The organism is Solwaraspora sp. WMMD937 (assembly GCF_029581175.1).
GTDB lineage: Bacteria > Actinomycetota > Actinomycetes > Mycobacteriales > Micromonosporaceae > Micromonospora_E.
Map to the genome: position 1 here is coordinate 4,793,885 of NZ_CP120738.1, position 25,057 is coordinate 4,818,941.

Annotated in this window: 20 protein-coding genes; 12 read left to right on the forward strand and 8 right to left on the reverse strand. The window is 72.5% G+C overall.

The window, feature by feature from the left end; genetic code table 11:
* Positions 1–118: 118 nt before the first annotated feature.
* The 7 genes from O7621_RS21390 to meaB all read left to right on the forward strand — a co-directional run bounded on the left by O7621_RS21390 (position 119) and on the right by meaB (position 8,566).
* Complete coding sequence (locus O7621_RS21390) at positions 119–586, forward strand: XRE family transcriptional regulator (protein ID WP_278169319.1); 468 nt, start codon at positions 119–121, stop codon at positions 584–586.
* A gap of 47 nt (positions 587–633) precedes the next feature.
* Complete coding sequence (locus O7621_RS21395) at positions 634–1,188, forward strand: hypothetical protein (protein WP_282230903.1); 555 nt, start codon at positions 634–636, stop codon at positions 1,186–1,188.
* A gap of 6 nt (positions 1,189–1,194) precedes the next feature.
* Positions 1,195–2,427: an MAB_1171c family putative transporter gene (locus O7621_RS21400; RefSeq protein WP_282230904.1), complete on the forward strand. Its 1,233-nt coding sequence runs from the start codon at positions 1,195–1,197 to the stop codon at positions 2,425–2,427.
* Positions 2,428–2,438: 11 nt separating this feature from the next.
* Positions 2,439–3,344, forward strand: coding sequence for an oxygenase MpaB family protein (locus tag O7621_RS21405; protein WP_282230905.1), 906 nt, complete (start codon positions 2,439–2,441; stop codon positions 3,342–3,344).
* Positions 3,345–3,441: 97 nt separating this feature from the next.
* Positions 3,442–5,334 (forward strand): methylmalonyl-CoA mutase subunit beta, encoded by a 1,893-nt coding sequence (locus O7621_RS21410; RefSeq protein WP_282230906.1) that lies wholly within the window; start codon positions 3,442–3,444, stop codon positions 5,332–5,334.
* Complete coding sequence (gene scpA, locus O7621_RS21415) at positions 5,331–7,535, forward strand: methylmalonyl-CoA mutase (RefSeq protein ID WP_282230907.1); 2,205 nt, start codon at positions 5,331–5,333, stop codon at positions 7,533–7,535. The genes O7621_RS21410 and scpA overlap by 4 nt, the downstream gene beginning before the upstream one ends.
* The gene (meaB, locus tag O7621_RS21420; RefSeq protein WP_282230908.1) at positions 7,532–8,566 is read left to right on the forward strand and encodes a methylmalonyl Co-A mutase-associated GTPase MeaB; all 1,035 of its coding nucleotides are present in this window, start codon (positions 7,532–7,534) and stop codon (positions 8,564–8,566) included. Before scpA ends, meaB begins: the two co-directional genes overlap by 4 nt.
* Before the next feature lie 37 nt (positions 8,567–8,603).
* Here the strand turns inward: meaB and O7621_RS21425 are convergent, their stop codons facing one another.
* The 5 genes from O7621_RS21425 to O7621_RS21445 form a co-directional block, all read right to left on the reverse strand.
* Positions 8,604–9,485 (reverse strand): metallophosphoesterase, encoded by an 882-nt coding sequence (locus tag O7621_RS21425; protein WP_282230909.1) that lies wholly within the window; start codon positions 9,483–9,485, stop codon positions 8,604–8,606.
* Between the two features lie 108 nt (positions 9,486–9,593).
* Entirely contained in the window at positions 9,594–11,555 is a 1,962-nt protein-coding gene (locus O7621_RS21430) for an AMP-binding protein (RefSeq protein WP_282230910.1), read from the reverse strand.
* Positions 11,556–11,846: 291 nt separating this feature from the next.
* A complete protein-coding gene (locus O7621_RS21435; RefSeq protein ID WP_282234677.1) occupies positions 11,847–13,211 on the reverse strand; it encodes a cellulase family glycosylhydrolase in 1,365 nt (454 codons plus the stop codon).
* Positions 13,212–13,317: 106 nt separating this feature from the next.
* Entirely contained in the window at positions 13,318–15,117 is a 1,800-nt protein-coding gene (locus O7621_RS21440) for an ABC transporter ATP-binding protein (RefSeq protein ID WP_282230911.1), read from the reverse strand.
* Positions 15,114–16,856, reverse strand: coding sequence for an ABC transporter ATP-binding protein (locus tag O7621_RS21445; RefSeq protein ID WP_282230912.1), 1,743 nt, complete (start codon positions 16,854–16,856; stop codon positions 15,114–15,116). Before O7621_RS21445 ends, O7621_RS21440 begins: the two co-directional genes overlap by 4 nt.
* 217 nt (positions 16,857–17,073) lie before the next feature.
* On the opposite strand from O7621_RS21445, the gene O7621_RS21450 reads away from it, so the two are divergent.
* From O7621_RS21450 to O7621_RS21465, 4 genes are read left to right on the forward strand one after another with little or no spacing between them, the layout of a single operon-like run.
* Entirely contained in the window at positions 17,074–17,892 is an 819-nt protein-coding gene (locus O7621_RS21450) for an NUDIX domain-containing protein (protein ID WP_281555042.1), read from the forward strand.
* Entirely contained in the window at positions 17,889–18,899 is a 1,011-nt protein-coding gene (locus O7621_RS21455; protein ID WP_282230913.1) for a serine/threonine protein kinase, read from the forward strand. The genes O7621_RS21450 and O7621_RS21455 overlap by 4 nt, the downstream gene beginning before the upstream one ends.
* Before the next feature lie 28 nt (positions 18,900–18,927).
* Entirely contained in the window at positions 18,928–19,896 is a 969-nt protein-coding gene (locus O7621_RS21460) for a hypothetical protein (RefSeq protein WP_281555044.1), read from the forward strand.
* A gap of 17 nt (positions 19,897–19,913) precedes the next feature.
* Entirely contained in the window at positions 19,914–21,203 is a 1,290-nt protein-coding gene (locus O7621_RS21465; protein ID WP_282230914.1) for an adenylosuccinate synthetase, read from the forward strand.
* Here O7621_RS21465 and O7621_RS21470 read toward each other — a convergent pair.
* Complete coding sequence (locus tag O7621_RS21470; protein WP_282230915.1) at positions 21,170–22,135, reverse strand: hypothetical protein; 966 nt, start codon at positions 22,133–22,135, stop codon at positions 21,170–21,172. The two genes, O7621_RS21465 and O7621_RS21470, sit on opposite strands and share 34 nt — an antisense overlap.
* A 264-nt stretch (positions 22,136–22,399) precedes the next feature.
* Between O7621_RS21470 and O7621_RS21475 the strand changes: the two genes are divergently transcribed.
* The gene (locus tag O7621_RS21475) at positions 22,400–23,827 is read left to right on the forward strand and encodes an Nramp family divalent metal transporter (RefSeq protein ID WP_282230916.1); all 1,428 of its coding nucleotides are present in this window, start codon (positions 22,400–22,402) and stop codon (positions 23,825–23,827) included.
* A gap of 17 nt (positions 23,828–23,844) precedes the next feature.
* Here the strand turns inward: O7621_RS21475 and O7621_RS21480 are convergent, their stop codons facing one another.
* Together O7621_RS21480 and O7621_RS21485 are read right to left on the reverse strand one after the other, a co-directional pair.
* Positions 23,845–24,357 (reverse strand): hypothetical protein, encoded by a 513-nt coding sequence (locus O7621_RS21480; RefSeq protein ID WP_282230917.1) that lies wholly within the window; start codon positions 24,355–24,357, stop codon positions 23,845–23,847.
* Between the two features lie 422 nt (positions 24,358–24,779).
* Positions 24,780–24,920 (reverse strand): hypothetical protein, encoded by a 141-nt coding sequence (locus tag O7621_RS21485; RefSeq protein WP_282230918.1) that lies wholly within the window; start codon positions 24,918–24,920, stop codon positions 24,780–24,782.
* Positions 24,921–25,057: the final 137 nt, after the last annotated feature.

The following is a 25,057-nucleotide window of genomic DNA, read 5'->3' on the forward strand; positions in this document are numbered from 1 at the left end:
GTATGGTCGTCAACCGATATTAACCGACAACACCAACGTGGCTAATCTTAGCTGCGGTTCCCAACCAGATCTTAGCTGTAGTTCCCCAGATCTCAGCTGCACATCCACGGAGGTAGCCGTGACGGGCGGCACCACCCCCCCTGGCGGATCGGGATCCAGCCTGGCCGACAAGCTCAACCTGCTCTTCGAGACGGTCCGGCCGGCCCGCCGCGACCCGTACACCTCACGGGAGGTGGCCGACGCCATCCGGGACCGGGGCGGCTCCATCTCCGACGTGTACATCTGGCAGCTGCGCACCGGGCGGCGGACCAACCCAACCAAGGAGCATCTGGAGGCGCTCGCTGACTTCTTCGACGTGGACCCGGCGTACTTCTTCGACCGGCGCCGCTCCGGCGAGATCGAGCGGGACCTGCATGCACTGCAGGCGATGCGGAACCTCAAGGTACGCGCGGTGGCGACCCGGCTGAGCGCGCTGCCCGAGGCGCAACTCGACGCGGTCGGCGACATCCTCGACCGGGTGGTCCAGGCGCTGGAGAACCGTCACGCCGAGGGCGGCCACGGCGCCGACGGACGGCAGAACCTGTGATCGTCATGCAGTGGCGACGGACGGACCAAGCTGAGGGAAGCACGGACATGAAGTCATCCCCGCTGCGCCGGACCTGCCGCGACCGGCTGCGTCAGCTCGAGGAACAGGGCCTGCGGATGCCCCGGCCGTTCGACGCGCCACAACTGTGCCAGCGGGTCGGTGCGGTGCTCGGCCAGCGGATCACCCTGGTCGGCGTGCCGATGCCCGCCGGTGCGCCGTTCGGGCTGACCTTCTTCACCGACGCGGGTCACGTCGTCGCCTACGAGGAACGCACCAGCCGGGTGCACCGGGACCACATCATCGCCCACGAGATCGGCCACATCCTGCTCGGCCACCGCGCCCTCGCCCTCGACGACCAGCAGGCCAGCCAGCTGCTGATGCCGGCGCTGCGCCCCACCCTGGTGCACCGGGTACTCGCCCGCACCGGGGTGTACAGCCGGGGCGAGGAGCAGGAAGCCGAGATGATGGCGACCATCCTGCTGGAGGCCGCCGCCCGCGACACCGACCTCGGATCGGCACCCGCCCGCGACGATGCCGGGCCGGTCACCGACGCGGCGTTGGAGGCCCGGCTACGGCACGGGCTCGAACCACCGCCCCGGTGAGCGCCGATGGACACTCCGCTGTACGCCGTCTGCGCCGCCGCCGGCTGGCTCGCCTTCGGCTACAAACTGGGTGACCTGCGGCGGGACCGCGACAACCGGGTGCTGCGGGCGATGGTGTACGCCTTCTGTTCGTTCGCCGCCGGAGTGACCGTCGCCGTCCGGCCGGTCGCCGAGGCGGTGGACCGGATCACCGGGCTGCCGAACCTGGCCAAGCTGCTGGCGCACGCCGGGGTGATGGGGGTCGCGGCCAACTCCGAGATCCTGCTGCTGTTCCTGGCCCTGCCGCCGGCGGTCGCGGCCCGCCGGGTCCGGCGTCGGGTGATCGCCTCGATGACCGCGTTCGGGCTGCTCACCGTACTATGGGCGACCACGTTGGCCGGTGCCGCACCGGTCCGGTTGGTGGTCGAGGACGCCGCTCACCCGGCGGTCGCCGGCTACCTGGTCGTCTACCTGATCGTCTTCGTCTGCTACGCCGCCGACCTGGCCCGGCTCTGCTGGCGCTTCTCCCTGGTCACGCCGCGTCGGTGGCTCCGCCGTGGACTGCGGATCACCGCGTTCGGCGCGGCCGCCGCACTGCTGTACTGCGCCACCAAGGCCGGTTACCTGGTCGCCTACCGGGTCGGCCGGGAACCGGCCGGCGAGCCGCAGATCGCGGCGGTCCTGGTGACCGTCGGCGCGCTCAGCATGCTGATCGGTCTCACCCTGCCGACCTGGGGTCCCACCGTGGACACCGGGCGGGCCTGGTTGCGGCGGCACCGGTCGTGGCACCGGTTGGCGCCACTGTGGCGGGCGGTCAGCAGGGCGCAACCGCACCTGGTTCTCGACGACCGGGCCCACCACCGTCGGGTGGCGCTGCGCGACATCGACTACGCGCTGCACCGCCGGATCACCGAGATCCGGGACGGCCGGCTGGCGTTGCGCCCGTACATCGACTGTCGGATCGCGCCGACGGCCGACCGGCTGGCCGCAGCCGCCGGCCTGGCCGGCCCCGATCGTGCGGCGCTGGTCGAGGCGGCGATGATCGCCGCCGGAGCGCGGCAGGCCGCAACCGGCGGGCCGGTGCGGGAGCCGGACTTCTCCGAGCCGCACGATCCGCCGAACGGCTATCCTGGCGAGGTCGCCTGGTTGAGTCGGGTGGCCGAGTGGTTCAGCCGCTCCCCGGTGGTCGAGCAGGTGCTGGCCGCCGCCGCGTCGTCGCCCGAGCCACGGCCCGCGCCACCACCGCCACACCGATCCTGAACGGGGCCTTCGTGCAGCCGCACCGCTACGCCAACCTCCGACGTAACCGATACGCCAACCTGCGGCGGATCCGCACCCTCGACCCGCAACGCGACTACCTCGAGATCTATCAGACGATGGTGCGATACGAGTTCCCGTGGGACAGCAAACTCGGCCTGAACCTGGCGTTCAACCGCTCCTTCTCGCTGCCCCGGGTCGCCGCCGTGCACGTGCGCACCGGTGAGCTGCTGCGCCACACGCGCAAGCGGATCGACGACACCGGATTGCTGATGTACGAGATGATGCTGCACGGTCTCGACGCCCCGCGCGGTCGCGACGCGATCCGGCGGACCAATCAGATCCACCGCCAGTACGACATCGCCGACGACGACTACCGCTACGTCCTCGGCTGTCTGATGATCGTCCCGATCCGGTGGCTGGAGCGGTACGGCTGGCGGCGGCCCTGCTGCCATGAGCGGACCGCCGCCTACCACTACTACCAGGAGCTAGGCCGGAGGATGGGCATCCGGAACATTCCGGGCTCCTTCCGCGAGTTCGCCACCTGGTTCGACGACCACGACCGGACGCATCTGCGCTACAACGACGACGCCGCCTCGATCGAGCGGGCCACCCGGGCGCTGCTGCGCGGCAAGATTCCGCGACCGCTCGCGCCGGTCGGTGACGCGCTGGTCGCCGCAATGTACGACGAACGGCTGCGGGCCGCGACCGGGGTGGCCACGCCGAGCCCGGCGGTGCGCGCGGGCCTGCACGTCGGGCTGCGGCTACGCGCCGCGCTGCTGCGCTGGGCCGGCCGACCGCGGCAGACCCCGCTGTTCGCCGACGGAATCCACACACCCACGTATCCGGACGGATACGACATATCCCGGCTCGGCCCGGTCACGACGCAACCCGGCCACCACACCCAGGAATCGTCGTAGTCGAGCAGACACGCTAAGTCGATCACCTTCGGTGGATGTGGTCACAGTCCGGGTACGGGTCCGACCATCAGTGCGACGCGCCCTTAACATCCCGTGCATGACGGTGCCATCCGAGAGCCTCGACCCGGCCGCTGGATTCCCACCGGCGACGCCGGACGACTGGCGACGGCTCGCGCTCGGCGTCCTGCGCAAGTCGGGCGCCGCCGGCCCGGACACCCCGGCCGAATCCGTGGACGAACTGCTGGCCACCACCACCTACGACGGCATCCGCCTCGCCCCGCTGCACACCCGGCCGGCGGCCCCACCGGACATCGGGGTGCCCGGAACCGCACCGTACGTGCGCGGTGCCCAGGCCCGGCGCGACGGCGGCGGCGCGGGCGGCACCGACCCGGCCGAGACGGTGGCCGGTTGGGACGTCCGGCAGCGGTACGTCGACCCGGATCCGAAGGCGGTCCGTGAGGCGGTGCTGACCGACCTCGCCAACGGTTGCACCTCGGTCTGGATCGACCTGGCCGCCGGTGGCCTGCACCCGAGCGAGCTGCCGGAGGTACTCGACGGGGTCCACCTCGAGCTGGCTCCGGTGGTGCTCGACGCTGGCGCGGACAGCGTCGCCGCGGCCAAGGCGCTGCTCACGCTCGCCGACGACCGGGGCGTCGAACGCGGCGCTCTGGCCGGCTGCCTGGGCGCCGACCCGCTCGGCTGGCAGGCCCGCACCGGCCAGCCCGGTGACCTCGCGCAGCTCGGCGTCCTAGCCGGGTACGCCGAGCGGTCACCGGGCCTGCGCGCGGTCACTGTGGACGTGACCGCATACCACGACGCCGGTGGCAGCGACGCCCAGGAGATCGGCTGCGCCCTGGCCACCGGGCTGGCCTACCTCCGGGCGCTCACCGACGCCGGGCTTGACCTGCCGGCCGCCTTCGGGCAGCTGGAGTTCCGCTTCGCCGCCACCACCGACCAGTTCGCCACCATCGCCAAGCTGCGCGCCGCGCGGCAGGCCTGGGCCCGCGTCGGGCAGCTATGCGGCGTACCCGAGGCGGGTCGGCAGCGGCAGCACGCGGTGACCTCCGCAGCGATGATGACCGCCCGGGACCCGTGGGTGAACATGCTGCGCACCACAGTGGCCTGCTTCGCGGCCGGGGTCGGCGGGGCGGACGCGGTCACCGTGGCGCCGTTCGACGCCCGGCTGGGGCTGCCGGACGGCTTCGCCCGGCGGATCGCCCGCAACACCCAGTCGGTGCTGCTCGCCGAGACGCACCTCGGCCGGGTGCTGGACCCGGCCGGTGGGTCCTGGTACGTCGAACAGTTCACTTCGGACCTGGCGGCGACCGCCTGGGACTGGTTCACCGAGATCGAGCAGGCCGGCGGTGCCGCGGCCGCGCTGTCCGCCGGGTTGATCGCCGACCGGATCGACGCGACCTGGCAGCGCCGGGCCGACAATCTGGCGCACCGACGGGACCCGGTCACCGGGGTCAGCGAGTTCCCCGATCTGGACGAGCGGCTGCCCGCCCGTACCCCGGTGCCCGTACCGCCCGGCGGCGGCCTGCCACGACGGTTCCATGCCGCGGGGTTCGAGGCCCGGCGGGACCGGGCCGACGCGTACCTTGCGGCCACCGGCGCCCGGCCGAGCGTCTTCCTGGCCACCCTGGGGCCACTCGCGGCACACAGCGCCCGCGCCGGGTTCGCCGGCAACCTCTTCGCCGCCGGTGGGATCGCCACCACCCGGGGCGGCGACCCGGCCGACGACCCGGCGGCGATCGCCGCCGCCTTCGCCACCGACCCGTCCACCGTGGCCTGCATCTGCGGCACCGACGCCAGCTACCCGGCGGCCGCCGGGTCGCTGGCCGCCGCGCTGACCGCCGCCGGGGCCCGGCGGGTCTGGCTGGCCGGCCGGCCCGCCGGCTACGACAACGTCGACGGCTACCTGTACGCCGGCTGCGACGCGACGGCCGTCCTCGACGCCACGTTCGACGACCTGGAGGTCCCCCGATGATCCCGGACTTCTCGCAGGCCACACTGCTGCCGCTGGACGGTCGGGGCGGCGTCGGCGGGCCGGCCGCGGCGTCAGGGGCGCCGCCGCCCGGTCCGACCTGGCACACGCCGGAGGGGATCGAGGTCGCGCCACTGTACACCGCAGCGGACACCGCCGACCTGACCTTCCTCGACACGGTGCCCGGCGTCCCGCCGTACCTGCGCGGACCGTACCCGACGATGTACACCACCCAGCCGTGGACGATCCGCCAGTACGCCGGGTTCTCCACCGCCGAGGAGTCCAACGCCTTCTACCGGCGCAACCTGGCCGCCGGGCAGAAGGGCCTGTCCATCGCCTTCGACCTGGCCACCCACCGGGGGTACGACTCCGACCACCCTCGAGTTGCCGGGGACGTGGGGATGGCCGGGGTCGCGGTGGACTCCATCTACGACATGCGGCAGCTGTTCGACGGCATCCCCCTGGACCGGATGAGCGTGTCGATGACCATGAACGGTGCGGTGCTGCCGGTCCTGGCGCTGTACATCGTCGCCGCCGAGGAGCAGGGCGTACCGCCGGAGAAGCTCACCGGGACCATTCAGAACGACATCCTCAAGGAGTTCATGGTCCGCAACACCTACATCTACCCGCCGGGGCCGTCGATGCGGATCATCTCCGACATCTTCGCCTACACCTCGGCACGGATGCCCCGGTTCAACTCGATCTCCATCTCCGGCTACCACATCCAGGAGGCCGGGGCGACCGCCGACCTGGAGCTGGCGTACACCCTCGCCGACGGCGTCGAATACCTGCGGGCCGGGCAGACCGCCGGGCTGGCGGTGGACACCTTCGCGCCCCGGCTGTCGTTCTTCTGGGCGATCGGGATGAACTTCTTCATGGAGGTCGCCAAGTTGCGGGCCGCCCGGCTGCTGTGGGCCCGGCTGGTCCGCGACGCCGGCGCCACCAATCCGAAGTCGTTGAGTCTGCGCACCCACTGCCAGACCTCCGGCTGGTCGCTGACCGCGCAGGACGTGTTCACCAACGTGGTCCGCACCTGTGTGGAGGCGATGGCGGCCACCCAGGGGCACACCCAGTCGCTGCACACCAACGCCCTGGACGAGGCCCTGGCGCTGCCGACCGACTTCTCCGCCCGGATCGCCCGCAACACCCAGTTGCTGCTGGCTCAGGAGTCCGGCACCAACCGGGTGATCGACCCGTGGGGTGGCAGCTACTACCTGGAACGGCTCACCCACGATCTCGCCGGGCGGGCCTGGCAGCACATCCAGGAGGTGGAGGCCGCCGGTGGGATGGCACGGGCGATCGACGAAGGGTTGCCCAAGCTGCGGATCGAGGAGGCCGCCGCCCGCACCCAGGCCCGGATCGACTCCGGCCGCCAGCCGGTGATCGGCGTCAACCGGTTCCGGCCGGACGCCGACGAGCCGATCGAGGTGCTCAAGGTCGACAACACGGCGGTACGGGCCGCGCAGCTGGACAAGCTGCGGAGGCTGCGCGCCGAGCGGGACGGGTCGGCGTGCGACGCGGCGCTGGCGGCGCTGTCCCGCGCCGCCGACGCCGGACCCGACGCCGGCGGTGACGGGCTGTCCGGCAACCTGCTCGCGTTGGCGGTCGACGCCGCGCGGGCCGGTGCCACCGTCGGGGAGATCTCCACCGCGCTGGAGCAGGTGTACGGCCGGCACGCCGCGCAGATCCGTACCATCAGCGGGGTGTACCGACAGGAGGCGGGCGCGGTGGCCGGGATCGACCGTGCCCGGGCCGCAACCGACGCGTTCGCCGTCGCCGAGGGACGCCGGCCCCGGATCCTGGTCGCGAAGATGGGCCAGGACGGGCACGACCGGGGGCAGAAGGTGGTCGCCACCGCCTTCGCCGACCTCGGCTTCGACGTCGACGTGGGTCCGCTGTTCCAGACCCCGGCCGAGGTCGCCCGACAGGCCGTCGAGGCCGACGTGCACCTGGTCGGTGTCAACTCCCTCGCCGCCGGGCACCTGACCCTGGTGCCGGCGCTACGCGACGAACTGGCCGCCCTCGGCGGGGACGACATCATGGTGATCGTCGGCGGGGTGGTGCCGCCGCAGGACTTCGAGGCGCTGCGCGCCGCCGGTGCGGCGGCGATCTTCCCGCCCGGCACGGTGCTGGCCGACGCCGCAGTGGACCTGCTCGCCGAGCTGTCCCGTCGGCTGGGGCACGACACCGCCGAGGCCGGATGACCGGCGGACGACGCAGACCGGCACCGGTGGCCGACTACGTCGCCGGAGTGCGGGCGGCGGCACCGGCGTGGCTCGCCCGGGCGATCACCCTGGTCGAGTCGACCCGGCCGGACCACCGGGCACACGCCCAGCAGGTGCTGGTGGCGCTGGCCCCGTACGCCGGGCAGGCCCGGCGGGTCGGGGTGACCGGCGTACCCGGGGTCGGCAAGTCCACCTTCATCGACGCGCTCGGGTCCCGGCTGACCGGCGACGGGCACCGGGTCGCGGTGCTGGCGGTCGACCCGTCGTCGGCCCGCAGTGGCGGCAGCATCCTCGGTGACAAGACCCGGATGGCTCGGCTGGCCGCCGACCCGGCCGCGTATGTCCGTCCGTCGCCGACCGCCGGCACGCTCGGCGGGGTGGCCCGCGCCACCCGGGAAGCGATGGTGGTGGTGGAGGCCGCCGGCTACGACGTGGTGCTGGTGGAGACCGTCGGGGTCGGACAGTCCGAGACCACCGTTGCCGAGATGGTCGACACCTTCCTGCTGCTGACGCTGGCCCGCACCGGTGACCAACTGCAGGGCATCAAGAAGGGTGTGCTGGAGCTCGCCGACGTCGTGGTGGTCAACAAGGCCGACGGCGCGCACGCGGCGGAGGCCCGGTCAGCCGCACGTGAGCTGGCCGGGGCGTTACGGATGCTGCGCGGCGGGCACGACGACTGGGCCGTCCCGGTGCTCACCGCCAGCGGCCGGGACGGGACCGGGCTGGCCGAGGTGTGGCAACAGGTGACCGCCCACCAGGACCGGCGGCGGGCCAGCGGTGAGCTGGACCGGCACCGCCGGCAGCAGCAGCTGCGCTGGGTCTGGGCGATGGTGCGCGACGGGTTGCTGGACCAGCTGCGCGGGCATCCGGCGGTGGTCGCGCTGACCCCGCAGACCGAGAAGCGGGTGCTAGCCGGGGAGATCACCCCCGCGCAGGCCGCAGCGCAACTGCTGGCGGCGTTCACCGGCCCGGCCGGCGGCGGCACCGACCGGTCGACCGGCCAAGGCTGACCGGACGCTGAGCAGCCCCGGGCTGACCGGCGGCTGATCAGCCCGGCTGCGGGCCGGGCAGGATCCGGCGCAGCTGGCCGGGCACCGCCAGGCGGCGACGCCACTCCCGGGGGTAGCCAACCGACACCTCCTCGAAGCGCACGCCGTCGTAGACGGTGGTGCGCGGGATGTGCAGGTGGCCGTAGACCATCACCGCCGCCCGGTACCGCAGGTGCCAGTCGGCGGTCCGGTCGGTGCCGCACCACATGGCGAACTCCGGGTAGTGCAGCACGTCCATCGGCGTCCGGACCAGCGGGTAGTGGTTGATCAGGACGGTAGGCAGTTGCGGTCCCACCTCGGCGAGACGCTCCTCGGTCTCCGCCAGCCGTTGCCAGCACCACTGCTCCCGGGTCGGGAACGGGTCCGGGTGCAGCATCGCCTCGTCGGTGCAGACGATGCCGGTGCGGTGTGCGTACGCGAGCCCTTCCGCCTTGGTGCTGGTGCCCGGTGGCAGGAAGCTGTAGTCGTACAGGGTGAACAACGGTGCCACCGCCGCCGGTCCGCCGGCACCGGACCAGATCAGGTACGGGTCCTCCGGGGTCCGCACGTCGAGCGACCGGCAGAGGTCGACCAGGTGCGCGTAGCGCTCCACGCCGCGCAGCTGTACCGGGTCGTGCGCGGTGGTCCACAGTTCGTGGTTGCCCGGCGACCAGATCACCTCGGCGAACCGCTCGCGCAGCGTGGCCAGTGCCCACCGCACGTCGGCGATCGTCTCGGCGACGTCGCCGGCGACGATCAGCCAGTCCTGCGGCGCCGGCGCCGCCAGGTCGGCGACGATCTGGCGGTTCTCCGGGTACGCGATGTGCAGGTCGCTGATCGCCCACAGCGTCGGTGCCGTCCCTGTGGCCTCCCCGTCGCCGCCGGTCTGCCGTACCGTCACCGTGGCCGCCCTCCCGTCCGCGTTCCGTGTCCGGTCCACCGCCGGTATCGATCATCCGGTACGCGGCCGCCGAGCGGTAGCCCGCCCGCCGATCGACGGCGGCGAAGGTCACCCCGGCCCGGGGCCGCCACCACGACCGACGGCACCCGCGCTGGCCGCGGCCACCTCCCGGTTCTCGCCGCGCAGCCGGACGTCGGGCTCCGGCCCGGCGGCCCGGTTCACCCCGGATCGCTCGGCTGTCTCGTCGCCGTCGGTCCGGCGGTCACCCCGGCCGACCAGGTGCAGCCGGCCGTCCTCGTCGAAGCGGCCCAGGTCCCCGCTGCGGTAGAGCAGCTCACCCGGGATCTCCGGGAACGGGTTGGCGACGTACCCGGCAGCGGCGCGCCATGGCGTGCCGTGCCGGCCGGGGCCGACGCCGGCCCCACCGATCAGAATCGCGCCGGTGGCACCGGGCGGCAGCAGCCGCAACCGATCGTCGGCGACGAGCAGGTGGCAGTTGTCGACCGGCTGACCGACGGGGATGGCGTCACCGTCGGTTTCACCCACCCGGTGGTAGGCGACAGCGGCCGTCCCGACCGGGCCGTACCCGGCGCTGACCTCGACCTGCGGTAGCAGGCGTCGCAGCCGGCGGACGCTTGCCGGCCGCAGTCCCGGACCCGGCACCACGACATGCCGCAGGCTGGCAAGACGCCCGGCGACCACAGCGTCCCGCTCAATCGCCGCCACCATCGCGTCGAGCGTGTCCGGCTCAGTCTCAATCATCGTCACCTGCTCGGCCGCGACAACGGCGACCAAGGTGGACAAATCCGGCCGGCCAGCGGCGGGGGGCGGCAGCACCAGCCGCCCGCCGGCGGTCAACGGCCAGAGGAGGTTGCCGACCGACGGAGCGGGCCCGGGGCTGCCCGGCAGCACGACCTCACCGCCGGTCGCGGCGAAGAAGCGGGTCATGAAGTGCACCCGGTCCGTCAAGGCGACATGCCGGCTGACGGTGCAGCGCGGTACCCCGTCCGCGTCGGCGATGACCAGAGCGTGCGCCGGGTCGTCGGGCGTCCCCGCCGGTTCCGGGCGCCGGCGGGATGAGGGGAGCTGACCCGGCCGTACGTCGATCACGCGGGCGCCGGACAGCGCCGGGTCCCCGGATGGGGCGGCGGCGAGCACAGGCGCACCGGGTACCTCCGCCAGCACGGACCGTAGCCTGGCCGGTGACCAGCGCGGATCGACGCTGGCATGGACGGCCCCGATCTTGAGCAGCGCGAGACTGACCACCGGCAGCGCCGGGCCGGCGGCGAGCAGTACCGGCACCGGGTCGCCGGGCCGGACGCCGACCTCGGCCAGGGTCGCAGCCAGTCCGTTGGCGGCGTCGTCCAGTTCGCGGTAGGTGAGGCCGCCTCCCGCGACACTGACCGCGACCCGCTGGGGATGCCGGTCCACCGCCTGCTCGACCAGCAGGTGCAGCGGACGGAACGGCCCGCGGTCCACCCGACGACCGGCGTACCGGTCGAGCAACAGGTCACGCGAGGTACCGCTGATGCCGGCGGTACGCCAGCTGGCCTGACCGGGTTCGTCGACCAGTTCGCGCAGCACCTCCGCGTACAGCTCGGCGACCGCCGGCAGGCAGCGCCGCCACGGGTCCCCGCCGGGGCAGCTGGCGTGGATGGTCAGGTGATTCACGGTGACCCGCCAGTCGATTCGGGCCGTGGGTGGGCCGGGCGGGGCCGCCACCCCAGTGGTCGCCCGCACCAGCAGGGTGTCCCGCCGTTCCGGCAGCAGGTCCACCGGGCGCAGTCGCCGGGACAGCCAGGAGCGGACCGCCGGGCCGGCCAGGTGGCGCAGCTGCTCAGGGGGGTCGACCAGGTCGAGGCCGAGCGTCGTCGTGGTCGACCGGATCGGCACCGGCCGGTCCAACCGGGCGGCGGTCTCCAGCGCGGCGAGCGCTCCGAAGACGACCGCCTGGGCTTCGTCGATCGACGTCCGGGCGCCGGCACAGGACGTGCGGTAGGTCGCCACGGTCGGAGCCACCCGGGTGGACGCCGCCGTCCCGTCGCTGGCCTGGACACGTTCGGATGCCATTCCGCTGTCCTCCCCTGGCGACGGCGCGCCGCCGATCGACCACGAACGCAGAACTCACCGCGATCGGACCATCACCCAGAGAGGTTATGTCAAATAGGCAGAAGTGAAAACATCTAACTTTGCGTGACGACGATTCCCGACAACCGGCACGCCCGCTCCCCTACGCCGCATAGCTCCTATGCGGCACATGCCGGAAAGGTGGTGGGGTGCCGTGCCGACCTTCCGGTACGGCCCGTCACGGCACCCCACCGGCTGACGCGAATACTCCCGCTCGGTGGCTAATGCCGGCTTTCAGTGGGTCGGGAAGTCGTCCGCACTGCGAATCCGTTCCCGAATCCAGACACCTGCCTCCTTGAGCGGGGCGGTACCGGCGTAGGAGCCACTGCCGCACACCCCGGTCCGGAAGACCGCCCCGGACCGGAAGTCGTCGGAATAGTTCCAGTTCACCCAGCTGATTTTGCGCGATTCCAGCAGATCGATCCACAACTGGGCGTTGACCAGATCGTTGGCCCCGTCGCCGGTGTAGGTCTGGATGCCGAATTCGGTGACGAACATCGGTAGCTGGTCCGCCGCCCGCGACAGCGCCGAGCGGTACGCGTCGTGATGCGAGCCGGCGTAGAAGTGGAAGGTGTACATGATGTTGGTCGCGTTCACCGGATTGGCGATGACCTCGGCCTCGCTGCCGCCTTCCGACACTCCCAGCGACGACCAGGCTCGGGTACCGACCAGCACGACACCGTCCGGGTCGGCCGCCCTGATCACCGGGATGACCTGCTCGGCGTAGCTCTTGATACCGGCCCAGTCGACCCCGTTCGGCTCATTGGCGATCTCGTAGAGCACGTTCGGCTTGCCGGCGTGCCGCTGGGCGATCTCAGCGAAGAAGGTCTTTGCCCTGTCCAGATTGTAGTTGGGGTCACCCGGGGTCAGCATGTGCCAGTCGACAATGGCGTACATGCCGCGGGCGGCCGCCTCGTCGATCAGTCCGTGCACCCGGTCGGTGAAGCCGCGCGGATCGGTCTCGTAGCCGTCCTCCTGGATGTACATCGAGATCCGCAGGACGTCGGCCCGCCAGTCGGTGGCGAGCGTATCCAGCGAGGCATCGTCAAGACAGTGGGCGTACCACTGCAGTCCGTGCGTGCTCATGCCGCGCAGCTGGATCGGGTGGCCGTGCTGGTTGCACAGGTTGACCCCGCAGACCCGCAACTGGCCGTTGATCGCGACCGGCGTGGTGCCGGTCGGCGGCGGAGTCGTCGGTGGAGCCGTCGTCGGCGGCGGAGCCGTCGTCGGGGCCACGGTGGTCGGCGGCGGGGTGGTCGGGGCCGGTCCGCCGGCGCAGTCGGCCCCGTTGACCGTACAGTTGCCGGGTGTTCCGCTGCCGACGACGATGAAGCCGAACGTGGTGCTGCCGCCGGCCGCGATGGTGCCGTTCCAACTGGCGTTGTCGAACGTGTACCGGTTACCGACGGCGGCCGACCGCGCGTTCCACGACGAACCGATCCGGCTGCCGGTCGGCAGGTCGAAGCCGACCTGCCAGGAGGTGATGGTGCCGGCCGTGTCGTTGGTGACGGTGAACCGGCCCTCGTAGCCGCTGCCCCAGTCGTTGACCTTCACGAAGGCCGCAGTGGCGGCGCTGGCCGACGGTGCGAGTAGGGCCACCGCCCCGACGACGGCCGCCGCGAGCCCTCCAGCCGCGACGACGAAACTCCAACGGCGCACGACGCCCTCCCTCAGGTCAGCGGGGACAACATATCGACGTGCGACGTTAAACAAGATTGTCTATAAGGTCAACCGTCGAGGTAGGACCACCGGTCCAGCTGTCCCACAGCCGCCGGTAGTCGCCGCCGGCGGCGATCAGCTCGTCGTGCGTACCCGAGGCCACGACCCGGCCGGCGTCGAGCACCACGATCCGGTCGGCCCGTCGGGCCTGGGTGAGCCGGTGCGCGACGATCAGAGTCGTCCGGCCGGCGGTCGCGGCGAACGCGGCCCGTTCCAGGTCCCGCGCGCCGGCGCTGCCCGCCTCCGCCGTCGCCTCGTCGAGGATCGCCACGTCCGGATCGGCCAGCACCAACCGGGCCAGAGCGAGCTGCTGCGCCTGAGCGGCGGTCGGCTGGTGACCGCCCTCACCGACTACGCTGTCGACGCCGTCGGGCAATGCCCGGACCCAACCGAGCGCGCCCACCGTGGCCAGCGCATCGGTGATCTCGTCGGTGGTGGCGTCGGCGCGGGCCAGCCGCAGATCCTCGGTCAGCGGACCGGCGAACACGTGCACGTCCTGACTGACCAGCGCGATCCGACCGGCGAGCCCCGGGTGACCGGCACGATCCGGCCCGGCGACCGGCACCCCGCCGAGCCGGACCGTGCCCACGGTCGGCCGGAGCAGCCCGGCGACCACGCCGGCCAGGGTGCTCTTGCCCGCGCCGCTGACCCCGACCAGCGCCACCCGCTGCCCCGGCTCGACCCGCAGCGTCACGTCGCACAGCACCAACGGGCCGTCGTCGTACCGGTAGCTGACGCCGTCAATCTCGAGCCCGGTGTCGGCTGACACGACCGGCCCGGTCACGGCCGCTGCCGGAGGCAGATCGGCCACCCCCACCAGGCGCGCCAGGCTGGCCCCGGCCTGCTGGACCTGATCGAACTCGGCGACCAGCGCCCCGAGAGGATTGAACAGCCGGTGGAAGTACAGCGCAGCGGCCGTGGTAGCCCCGACCGTCACCAGGTCCGCCCGCACCAACAGGAAGCCGACCACCAGCACCGAGGTCAGCCCGACGCACTCGGCCCGGTTGAGCCGGGAGCCGAACCGGGTGAACATCCGCAGCACGGACACCGACAGGTCGCGCGACGCCGCCGAGCGCTGCTCGATCGCGGCGAGGTGTGCCGCCTCCAGCCGGTACGCGCGGACCGTCGCCGCGCCGCGCAACGCGCCGATCATCGCCTCGGACCGTTCCCCGGTGACCACCCGTTCCCGCGCGTAGTTCGGCCCGGAGCGGGGCAGGTACCAGCGCAACGCGAGCAGGTACATCGGCACCGCGGTCAACCCGGCCAGGCCGAGCCGCCAGTCCAGCGCGAACAGTCCGGCGACGGTGAGCCCGACGGTCAGCAGCGCGGACACCAGCACCGGCGCGGTATCGGTGATGACCCGGGTCACCACCGACACGTCGTCACCGACCCGGGCCAGCAGGTCGCCGGTGCCGGTACGGTCCAGCGTCCGGCCGGGCAGGTGCAGGGCCCGGTCGAGCACCCGTTCGCGCAACCGGGCCAGCACGGTCTCGCCGGTCCGGGCGACCAGCGCGGCGCCGAGACCGGTCAGTACGGCGCCGACGGTGGCCGCGAGCACGATCAGCACCACCGAACGGACCACCTGCCCGGTGCCGGTGCCGGCCCGGATGTCGTCGACCATGACGCCGAGCACCCAGGGCGCGACCAGCCCACTGGCACTGGCCGCCAGGACGGTCACCAGCGCGGATCCACTCAGCGCGCCGGCTCGGCGCAGCTGCCCACCGAGCACCAGCCAGGTGCGCCCCCCGGTGGCGGTCGGCAGCCGGTGGCGATCGGGGCCGGTCATCGCAGCACCGCCGCGCGGTAGGTCGGATCGGTCCGGACAAGGTCGTGGTGCGGTGCGGTGCCCACCACCCGGCCGGCGGCCAGGACGCAGACCCGGTCGGCCCGGCTGAGCAGCGCCGGGCTGCTGGTCACCACCAGGGTGGCCGGGGCCTCTGCCGTGACGGCCGGATTCACCGTACGGCCGTGGCGGGCCGCCCGCAGACCGGCCGCCAGCCGTTCCTCGGTGGTCGCGTCGACCGCCGTCGTCGGGTCGTGCAGCACCAGGATCGGCGGGTCGGCGGCCAGCGCCCGGGCCAGCCCGATCCGCTGTCGCTGGCCGCCGGAGAGACTGGCGCCCCGGTCGGTGACCGGATGGTCGAGCCCGGCGGGATGCGCCGCGACGATGTCGTCCGCGCAGGCGGCACCGACCGCCGCCGGCAGCGGGTCCACGGCCTGGCCGGGCCGGACCAGCAGGTTAGCGCGCAGCGTGCCGGCGAACAGCGCCGTGTCGTGCGGTTCGACCAGGACCCGTTCACGCAGGCCGTCGAGGGTCAGCTCGGCGACCGGTACGCCGTCCACCGCCACCGTTCCCCGATGGTCGTCGGCGGCGACGGCACCGCGCAGCAGGTCGAGCAGCGCTTCGGCGTCGCGCGGCTCGTACGCCACCACTGCGAGCAGCTCCCCCGCTGCCAGCCGCAGGTCGACGTCGCGCAGTGAGCGGTAGCTGACCGCGGTCAGAGCCAGCCGCGCCGGCTGCGGCCGGGGCGCCGGACGCTGACCGGGCAGCACGGCGGGCGGCGCGGCGAGCACCCGGGCGACCCGTTCGGCCGAGGCCCGCGCGGCGGCGGCGAGCTGACCACAGAAGCCGAGTACACGGACCGGCTCGGCGATGAACTGGGCCAGGCCGACCACGGTGATGAACTCACCGACGCCGATCCGGCCCCGGACCGCCATCGCGCCGGCCGCGCCCGCGACGCCGGCCAGGAGCAGCCCGCTGGCACCGGCGGTGACTCCCTGGTGGACGCCGGCCATGGTGGTCGCCCGCAGGGTCACCTGGAGGGTGTGCCGGCTCGACTCGCGGTAGCGCCGGGCCGCGTTGCGCTGCGCGCCGAATCCGCGCAGCGCACCCAGCCCGTTGACCAGGTCGGTGGCGAGCGCGGTGGTCGCCCCGGCGGCGGCCTGCTGCGCGCCGGTACGCCGGGTGACCACTGGGGCGAGCGCCTGCAGGGCCAGCACCAGCGCCGGCACGCCGAGCAGGACACCAAGGCCGAGCGGCACGTCGATGGTGAGCAGGACCACGGACGAGACCGCCAGCGCCGCCACGGCGGCGACGGCGACCGTGGCGGCCCGGATGATCAACGCGGTCCGTTCGGCGTCGGCGGCGGCGATGGCGAGCAGCTCGCCGGAGCGAAGCCCGGTGCGGTGCCCGCGTGGGTCGAGTGCGCGCCCGGCGACCTCCACCCGGAGCCGGTGGGTCTCCCGGTGGATCGCGGTCTCGGTCAGCCGGGCACCGAACCGCCAGGCGAAGGTAAGGACGGTGAACAGAGCGGCCAGTCCGGCCACCGAGACCGCGAGCGATGTCCAGTCGCCGGTCGCGACGGCCTGCTCGACGATCAGTCCGATGGCCAGCGGTACCGCCGCTTCGGCCGCCTGGTGCAGGCTGAGCAGTACGACGCCGGCGGTGAGCCGGCCGCGGTGCCGGCGCAGGGTGCGCCGCAGCAGCCGGGCCGCGGTCAGCGGGGCGGGACGGGGTACGGGCACGGCGGATCTCTCTCCGGAAGTCGGTGACGGGCCGGCTCACCGACCGGCTACCGGTGAGCCGAGGCTAACCTAAGCCGCGACCGGGCTCCATCGTCGATCACCGGCACCGGACATGACAGTCGCCACGTTGGGGTGACATCCGGTCCACCATGAGATAGGTTATTCTCAGATTGAGTTGTTCTTGATAAGAGACTTTCTAGTAACGAGAAGGACCGCGATGTCGGAGGCCGAGTTCCTCGCCAGCTACGACCCCCGGGCGTTCCCGCCGGTCGCCGTGACCGTCGACGTGGTGGCGCTGACCATCCGCGACGCACAGCTGCACGTGCTGCTCGTGCGGCGGGGCGCGCCGCCACACGAAGGGGCCTGGGCGCTACCCGGCGGCTTCGTCCAGCCCGACGAGGACCTGCCCACCGCCGCCGCCCGGGAGCTGGCCGAGGAGACCGGGCTGGACACCCGGCCCGGCCGGGCCGCCGCGATGGACCGGGTGCATCTGGAGCAGCTGGCCAGCTACGGCGCACCCGAGCGGGACCCGCGGATGCGGGTGGTCTCCGTGGCGTACCTCGCCTTCGCGCCCGAGCTGCCCGACCCGGCGGCCGGCAGCGACGCCGCCGCAGCGGCCTGGGTGCCGGTGGACGCGCTCGGCCTACCCGAACGGGCCGACCCGGACCGGCCGGTGCGGCAACTGCCCGGCACCAGCCGGCGACTCGCCTTCGACCACGCCCGGATCGTCGTCGACGGCCTGGACCGGGCCCGCGCCAAGCTCGAGTACACCCCACTGGCCACCCGGTTCGTCGGCGACGAGTTCACCGTCAGCGAGCTGCGCAGCGTCTACCAGACCGTCTGGGGTGTCGAACTGCACGCCGGCAACTTCCACCGCAAGGTGCTCTCCGTACCCGGCTTCCTGGAAAGCGTCGGCGCCACCACCGAACGCGGCGGCCCACGCGGCGGACCCCGGTCGCGCATCTACCGGGCCGGCGACGCCCGGCTGCTGCACCCGGCGCTGCTGCGACCCGCCCGGGAGGATGAGGTCAGGTGACCGTGACCGAGGCGATCGAACTCGTCCTGACCGCGCACCACCCGGCCGAGGTGTTCGGCACCGACCAGACGACCGGGCGCTACCACCAGCTGGCCCGGCTGCTGCACCCGGACACCGCCGGGGCGGCCACACCCGACCCGCGCGCCACCGCCGCGTTCATGCAGCTGACCGAGCTGTGGCGGGAGCACCTCGCCGACGGCCGGGACACCGTCACCATCGACACCGGCCGGCACCGGTACGTCGTGGACCGGACCGCCCGCTACACCGGCGACCTCGCCGACCTGTACCGGCACGGCGACGACCAACTGGTGAAGGTGCCCCGGGATCCGGCCAACAACGATCTGATCGCCCGGGAGGCGACCGCGCTGACCCGGCTCGCCGAGCAGGGCGACCCCCGCTACCTGCCGTACGTGCCCCGGGTGGCGGACGAGTTCCGGCACCGCGACACCGGCACCGGCGCCGTCCGGCAGGTCACCGTGCTGGGCACCGCCGCCGGGCTACGCAGCCTCGCCGAGGTACGCCGGGCGTACCCGGACGGGGTCGACGCCCGGGACGCGGCCTGGATGTGGCGGCGGCTGCTGGTCGCGCTCGGCTTCGCCCACCGCGCCGGGCTGGTCCACGGCGCGGTGCTGCCCGACCACGTCCTCATCGAGCCCGACCAGCACGGCGTGGTGCTGGTCGACTGGTGCTACGCCAGCATCGACGCCACGCCGGTGCCGGCGCTGGTCCCGGCGTACGCCGACTGGTACCCCGACGAGATCCGCCGGCGCCGCAGTCCCGGGCCCGGCACCGACCTCGCGATGGCCGCCCGCTGCCTCGACTGGCTGACCGGCGGTCAGGCACCGGAGCCGATGCGCAGGTTCACCGACGGCTGCCAACTGGCATCGCTGCGGCAGCGGCCCGACGACGCGTGGCGGCTGCTCGCCGAATTCGACGACCTGCTCGAACGGCTCTGGGGCCGCCGCCGGTTCCGGCCGTTCACCATCCCCGACCGCAATCACCGTTAAGAATCACCCGCTTCGAAGGAGGCCCGACATGGGCAGTGGAGCCTGGTCGACCGACGTGTACCGCGCCGCGAGCGCCTACCGCAAGGCCACCGGCGCCAGCGCGTTCGCCTACAGCGACGGCGGCGCCCGCACCGTCCACCCGACCCTCGACCCGCGCGGCGTCACCGCCCGGGAAAGCCGCGACTCGGCCGAACACCCGCAGTCGCTGGCCGTCGCCGTCCTGTTCGACGTCACCGGATCGATGGGCGGCGTGCCCCGGACGCTGCAGCAGAAGCTGCCGCAGCTGCTCGGCCTGCTGCTGCGCAAGGGCTACGTCACCGACCCGCAGATCCTGTTCGGTGCGATCGGCGACGCGACCTGCGACCGGGTGCCGCTGCAGATCGGCCAGTTCGAGTCGGACAACCGGATGGACGACCACCTGGGCAACATCGTGCTCGAAGGCGGTGGCGGCGGGCAGATGATGGAGTCGTACGAGCTCGCCATGTACTTCATGGCCCGGCACACGTCGATCGACTGCCACGAGCGGCGCGGCAAGCGCGGCTACCTGTTCGTCATCGGCGACGAGATGGCGTACCCCAAGGTCAAGGCCCGCGAGGTTCGGAAGTTCATCGGGGACGACCTGAACGAAGACGTCCCGCTAAGCGCCGTCGTCGACGAGGTCCGTCGCCGGTGGGACACCTACTACCTGATGCCGGCCGGCAGCCACTACGCCGGCAACCGCCGCATCCTCGACTTCTGGCGGGACCTGCTCGGGCAGAACGCCGTCGAACTCGACGACCTCGACGCGGTCTGCGAGACCATCGCCACCACCGTGGCACTCGGCGAAGAGGCCTGCGACCTCGACACCGCCCTGGCCGACCTGCGCGACGTCGGTGCCGGCGACGCCGCCACCACCGTGTCGCGGGCGCTCGCCCGCATCGGCAGCAGCCGCACCCCCGCGGTACGCGGCACCCTGCCGGCCGCCTCGGGCCACGCCGACCGGGTGACCCGGCTGTGAACCCGGTGGCCAGCAGCATGACCGGGGACCCGACCGGCCGGCACGTCGCCGTGGTCGACCTCGGCTACGGCGACGCCGGCAAGGGCACCGTCGTCGACTGGCTGTGCGCGAGCCGGCCGGTCGACGCGGTCATCCGGTTCAACGGGGGCGGGCAGGCCGCACACAACGTCGTCCTGCCCGACGGCCGGGCCCACACCTTCGCCCAGTTCGGCGCCGGCACCTTCCACGGCGTACCGACGCACCTGTCCCGGTTCGTGGTCGTCGACCCGCTGGCGTTGGCCGGCGAGGCGACGCACCTGGCCGGGGTCGGGCTGCCCGACGCACTGGACCGGGTGACCGTCGACCGGGAGGCGCTGCTGGCCACCCCGTACCACCGGGCCGCGAACCAGGCCCGGGAGATCGCCCGTGGGGCCGACCGGCACGGCTCCTGCGGGATGGGGGTGGGCGAGAGCATGTCGTACGCTCTCGCCCACCCCGACACCGCGCCCCGGGTCGGCGACTGCCTCGACGAAGGACTGCTGCGACACCGGTTGACCCTGCTGCGTGACCGGCTCACCGCCGAGTTGGGGCCGCTGGACGCCCCGCCGGTGGCGGACACCGTCACCGCGTTCACCGCGTTCGCGCGGCGGGTGTCGATCGTCGACCGGTCATGGACGACCCGGCTACTGCGCGCCGGAACCGTCGTCTTCGAAGGCGCTCAGGGGGTGCTGCTCGACGAGTGGCACGGCTTTCACCCGTACACCACGTGGAGCACCACGACGTACGGCAACGTCGACGCGCTGCTGGCCGAGGCGGGCATGCCCGGTACGGTGACCCGGCTCGGGGTGCTGCGAACCCTCACCCCCCGGCACGGGCCGGGCCCGCTGGTCACCGAGGACCCGGCGCTGCGCCCGCCGGAGCGGCACAACGGCACCAACGCCTGGCAGGGGCGGTTCCGGTTCGGCCACTTCGACACCGTCGCCCACCGGTACGCCCTCGACGTCACCGGCGGCGTCGACGCCCTCGCGTTGACCCATCTGGACCTGGTCGGCGCGCACCGGCTACGGCTGTGCGAGGCGTACGACTGGACCGACCGGTTGCCGGTCGGCCCGACCGGCAACCTGGACCGGCAGGCGGCGCTGACCCGGCGGCTGCTGGCCAGCCGGCCCAGCTACGCCACCGATCCGGAGCCCGAGCCGGACTCCTGGGTGGCGGCGGTCGAGGCGGCACTCGGCGTACCGGTGCGGCTCACCTCGCACGGCCCGACCGCCGACGACAAGGCCACGCTGTCGGGTTACCGCAGGTCGACCGAGACGGAGCCGAAGTAGGTCACGGCCAACGGGGTGGCGCTGTCGAAATCGGTGCCGCCGTACCAGCGGGTCCCTTCGGGGCACTGACATTCGATCTTGATCTGCTGACCGCCGGTGATGTACTCCTGCACCACCCAATTCCACCTGCCTTGGCCGAAGTCGTCGAAGCCCATCACGTCCCTGGTGACCGCGTTGTAGAAGACCACCCGACCCGGCAGACCCGGCCCTTCGTCGCGGACCACCACCCGCACGAAACCCCGCGTCTGACTCGTGGGCCAGAACTGGTACGGCTCGGCCGGGCCGCCGACCACCGCCGGCACGGCCTCGGCCCGCAGCCGGTTGCCGACCTTTCCGCTCCACTGTGCTGGTTCGCGGTCCAACCGGAACAGCACCGGCCACTCGTACGGACCGACCCAGTCGATGTCGAAGGCGCCGTCGGCGGCGACCGGCACGGACCACATCTCCTGGTGCAGGTCCAGGTCGGGTGCGGCGATGGAGACCAGCCCGGCGTTCTCCCCGGTCCAGTGATTGACCGCACCGCTGATCGTGGCGCGGGGATCCAGCAGGATCTGATTCACCCGCTTGGCCTCACCGGTGGCGAGGGTGACTCGCCGGGCATCCTGCTGCCGGCCGGTGCCGCCGTCCGGGCCGACCCACTGGGCACCGTACGGGCTGTCCGGTTTGGGCAGCGCGAACAGGTTGTACTGCCCGGGTTCCGGCACCTCGACGGTCACCCGTCCGCCGCCGCCGCTGCGCGTCGAGCAGGCGTTGGGCAGGCGGAACGTGAGCACCGGCAGAGCCAGCACACACACGCCCTTGACCGGCTCGCCGGTGGCCCGGTCGAACACCCGGGTGGTGATGGCGGCACCAACGTCGCTCTCCGAGGCTGGCACCGCTGCTGCGCCGCTGGTCATCACCACTGCCAGCGCTACACCGACCGCAGCCGACAACAGCCACCGAGGGTGGCCGGAGCGGACGCCCGACTGGGCACCCGGAGACCACTGCCTACTACTCGTCACTGCCCACCTGCCAATCCTTCCTGGACGTGGAGTAGTCAAACACCTACCACGCGCATGGATGATCGTCGGGGACGTCGAGGGCCCGGACAGCCGGCGTGTCGACGAGTGTCCGTCATCCAGGTGTCGCCGACCGGTACGTGGGTAGGTCCGGAGAGGTCCGACCCTCCGCTCGAACACGACCCAGGGAAACTCACCGTGCCGACCACCTTCCGTCTGCGTCAACAGCCCACCCCCGTCCCGGCCGGCCGGGGCCAGCTCCGGTGGTACGGGCCCGGCCTGCTGTGGATGGTGTCGTCGGTGGGTTCCGGCTCGGTGCTGTTCACCCCCCGGATCGGCGCGCGGTACGGCTACGAACTGCTGTGGCTGGCGCTGATCGTGACCGTCTTCATGTGGATCATGATCCGGGAGGCCGGCCGGTACAGCGTTGCCACCGGCCGCACCCTGCTCGACGGCTTCCGCGACGTACCTGGGTTGGCCAACTGGGCGATCTGGGTGATCTTCGTGCCGCAGATCGTCGCCGGGGTGGTCACCATCGCCGGTATCGCCGCCCTGGTCGGCAGCGCGCTCATGGTGGCGCTGCCCGGCGGACAGGCGGTCTACGCCAGCGCCGTCATCCTCGGCTCCGGGGCACTGGTGCTGGCCGGCCGCTACCAGGGCGTGGAACGGATCACCGCCGTGATGGCCCTGGTCCTGGTCGGCGCAGCCATCACCGCGGCGGCCAGCACGGTCAGCGGCGACATCGCGACGGGCCTGGTGCCGGGCGTGCCGGACGACCTCGACCTGTACTTCGTGCTGCCCTGGGTCGGATTCATCCTGGCCGGTGCCGTCGGCATCATGTGGTTTTCCTACTGGGTGGCGGCGCGTGGCTTCGGCGGACCGACGGGCCCGTCCTCGTCGACGGATCAGACTGATGCCGGGGCCCGCGACGATGTGCCTTCGAACGGGCAGGTCGGCGGCGACGAGCGGATCGAGCGGGTACGCGGCTGGACCCGGACGATGAGCCGGACCGCCGCGCTCGGCGTCGCCGGCGGTGGACTGGTCATCGTCTCCTTCCTGGTGCTGGGCGCCGAACTGCTCGCCCCGCAGGGGCGGGTACCCGACGGGGTCGACGTCGCCCGCGACCTGACCGCGCTGCTCGGCGACCTGTGGGGCACCTTCGGTGAGGTGCTGCTGCTGACCTGTGTGGTGGTTGCTCTCTGGGGCACCATCTTCGCCAACCAGGACGGTTGGGCGCGCACGTACGCCGACGCCACCAGACTGATCACCGCCGGCCGATCCGACGACGAACCGGCTGATGACGGCGAACAGACCGGCAGGCTGGCCCGCCTGAGCCGCCACCCACGGGCGGTCTACCTGACCTATGTCGCGGTCGCCATGACTCTCGCCCCGCTGGTGCTGTTCCTGCTGGTCCGCAACCCGGTCGAGATCCTGTCGGTCGGCGGTATCATCGCCGCCGCGCACACCCCCGTCGTGGTCGGCCTCACCTTGTACGTCAACCGCCGGCTCCCCGCACCGGTACGGCCGTCGTGGACCAGCCAGGTGGCGCTCGGCACCGCCGGGGTGTTCTTCGGCGCCTTCGCCGTCGTCTACCTGCTGAGTCTGGTCGGAGTCCGGATCGGTTGACCCGGTCCGGCACCGACTCACAGGATCAGGTTCGACCAGTCCCGGTGACGGACCCGCACCGAGGCGGCCGTGGCGAAGTCCGAACCGCCGTACCAGCGGTCGCCACCCGTACAGCGGCACCGGATCTTGACGTGCTGCCCGCCGCTGACCCGGAAAAATCCCCAGGTGGCGTCGTCGCCGATCGCCACCGACCCGACATGCTCGCCGGATCCGGAGTTGTACAGGACCAATTGCCGGCCGGCGCTCGTCGGCTCGTCAAGGATGTGAACGGTCAACTCGCCGCCGTGCCGCAGCCGGTAGGTCGCCGGGTCCGGGGTGCCGACGACCGCCGGGACGAGGTCGGCTTGGGCACGACCGGCGACACCGACCACACCGCGGCGGGCCCCGGACTGGACCCGGGTGCCGCCGTCCGGTCCAACCCACTGCGCGCCGTACGGGCTGCCCGGAGCCGGCAACGCGAAGAGGTGGTAGGAGCCGGCCCTGCTACATCGATGGACACCCGGCCGGTACGGCCGCTGTTCGGCCGGCACTGCGCTGGAATGCTGAACACCCTGACCGGGGTCGCGAACACGCATACGCCAGCCACCCGGGCACCAGTGTTGCGGTCGCGCACCCACGTATCGATCCTGGCGGTCTCGGCACTGGCCGGGGCGGCTGCCGTCATGGACACCTGTCAACCTCATCGACCTGCCAGGGGCGGCTCCGCTCGCTACATCCCCACTACGCTCAGACTTCGGTCATGCGCCGTTCGTGTCGTCCTCGCTCCGGAGATGGGCCCCGATCTCGGGCTCATGGTCACCCCCAGCTCCGCAAGGCCATCCCACCGGCTGCTGCCGGAACATGATCGCTTTCCGCACCGAGAGCAACGGAATGCGCATCGACCACGCGGACCGCTTCCGCCCACCGGGGCGGCCCAGCAATCACCATCAGCTATGAATCCATGACGCCCAGCTCATCCTTGACGGAGGTACGCGGCGGCGAGGCCGGCCAGCGCGGCGACGATCCCGCCGATCGCACTCACCGCAGCCGATCGCCCGGAACCACCCGCCACGAGCATGATGACGACAATCGCCATGACGCCGAACAGGCCCACGCCAAGTGTCCGATTGACGACAGCGACCCGGCGAAGGCCAGGTCGACCTCGATCCGATTGATCCATTGTCTTCGCTCCTCACCCACCGTCCGGCGCCATCACCGCCGCCCTTCCAGGACAGCAGCGACCAGGTAGCG

Coding starts and splice junctions, on each gene's coding strand:
- O7621_RS21430 (WP_282230910.1), bottom strand. CDS start 11,555: ATGGCATCCGAACGTGTCCAGGCCAGCGACGGGACGGCGGCGTCCACC.
- O7621_RS21465 (WP_282230914.1), top strand. CDS start 19,914: ATGACCGGGGACCCGACCGGCCGGCACGTCGCCGTGGTCGACCTCGGC.
- O7621_RS21460 (WP_281555044.1), top strand. CDS start 18,928: ATGGGCAGTGGAGCCTGGTCGACCGACGTGTACCGCGCCGCGAGCGCC.
- meaB (WP_282230908.1), top strand. CDS start 7,532: ATGACCGGCGGACGACGCAGACCGGCACCGGTGGCCGACTACGTCGCC.
- O7621_RS21440 (WP_282230911.1), bottom strand. CDS start 15,117: ATGACCGGCCCCGATCGCCACCGGCTGCCGACCGCCACCGGGGGGCGC.
- O7621_RS21450 (WP_281555042.1), top strand. CDS start 17,074: ATGTCGGAGGCCGAGTTCCTCGCCAGCTACGACCCCCGGGCGTTCCCG.
- scpA (WP_282230907.1), top strand. CDS start 5,331: ATGATCCCGGACTTCTCGCAGGCCACACTGCTGCCGCTGGACGGTCGG.
- O7621_RS21410 (WP_282230906.1), top strand. CDS start 3,442: ATGACGGTGCCATCCGAGAGCCTCGACCCGGCCGCTGGATTCCCACCG.
- O7621_RS21400 (WP_282230904.1), top strand. CDS start 1,195: ATGGACACTCCGCTGTACGCCGTCTGCGCCGCCGCCGGCTGGCTCGCC.
- O7621_RS21395 (WP_282230903.1), top strand. CDS start 634: ATGAAGTCATCCCCGCTGCGCCGGACCTGCCGCGACCGGCTGCGTCAG.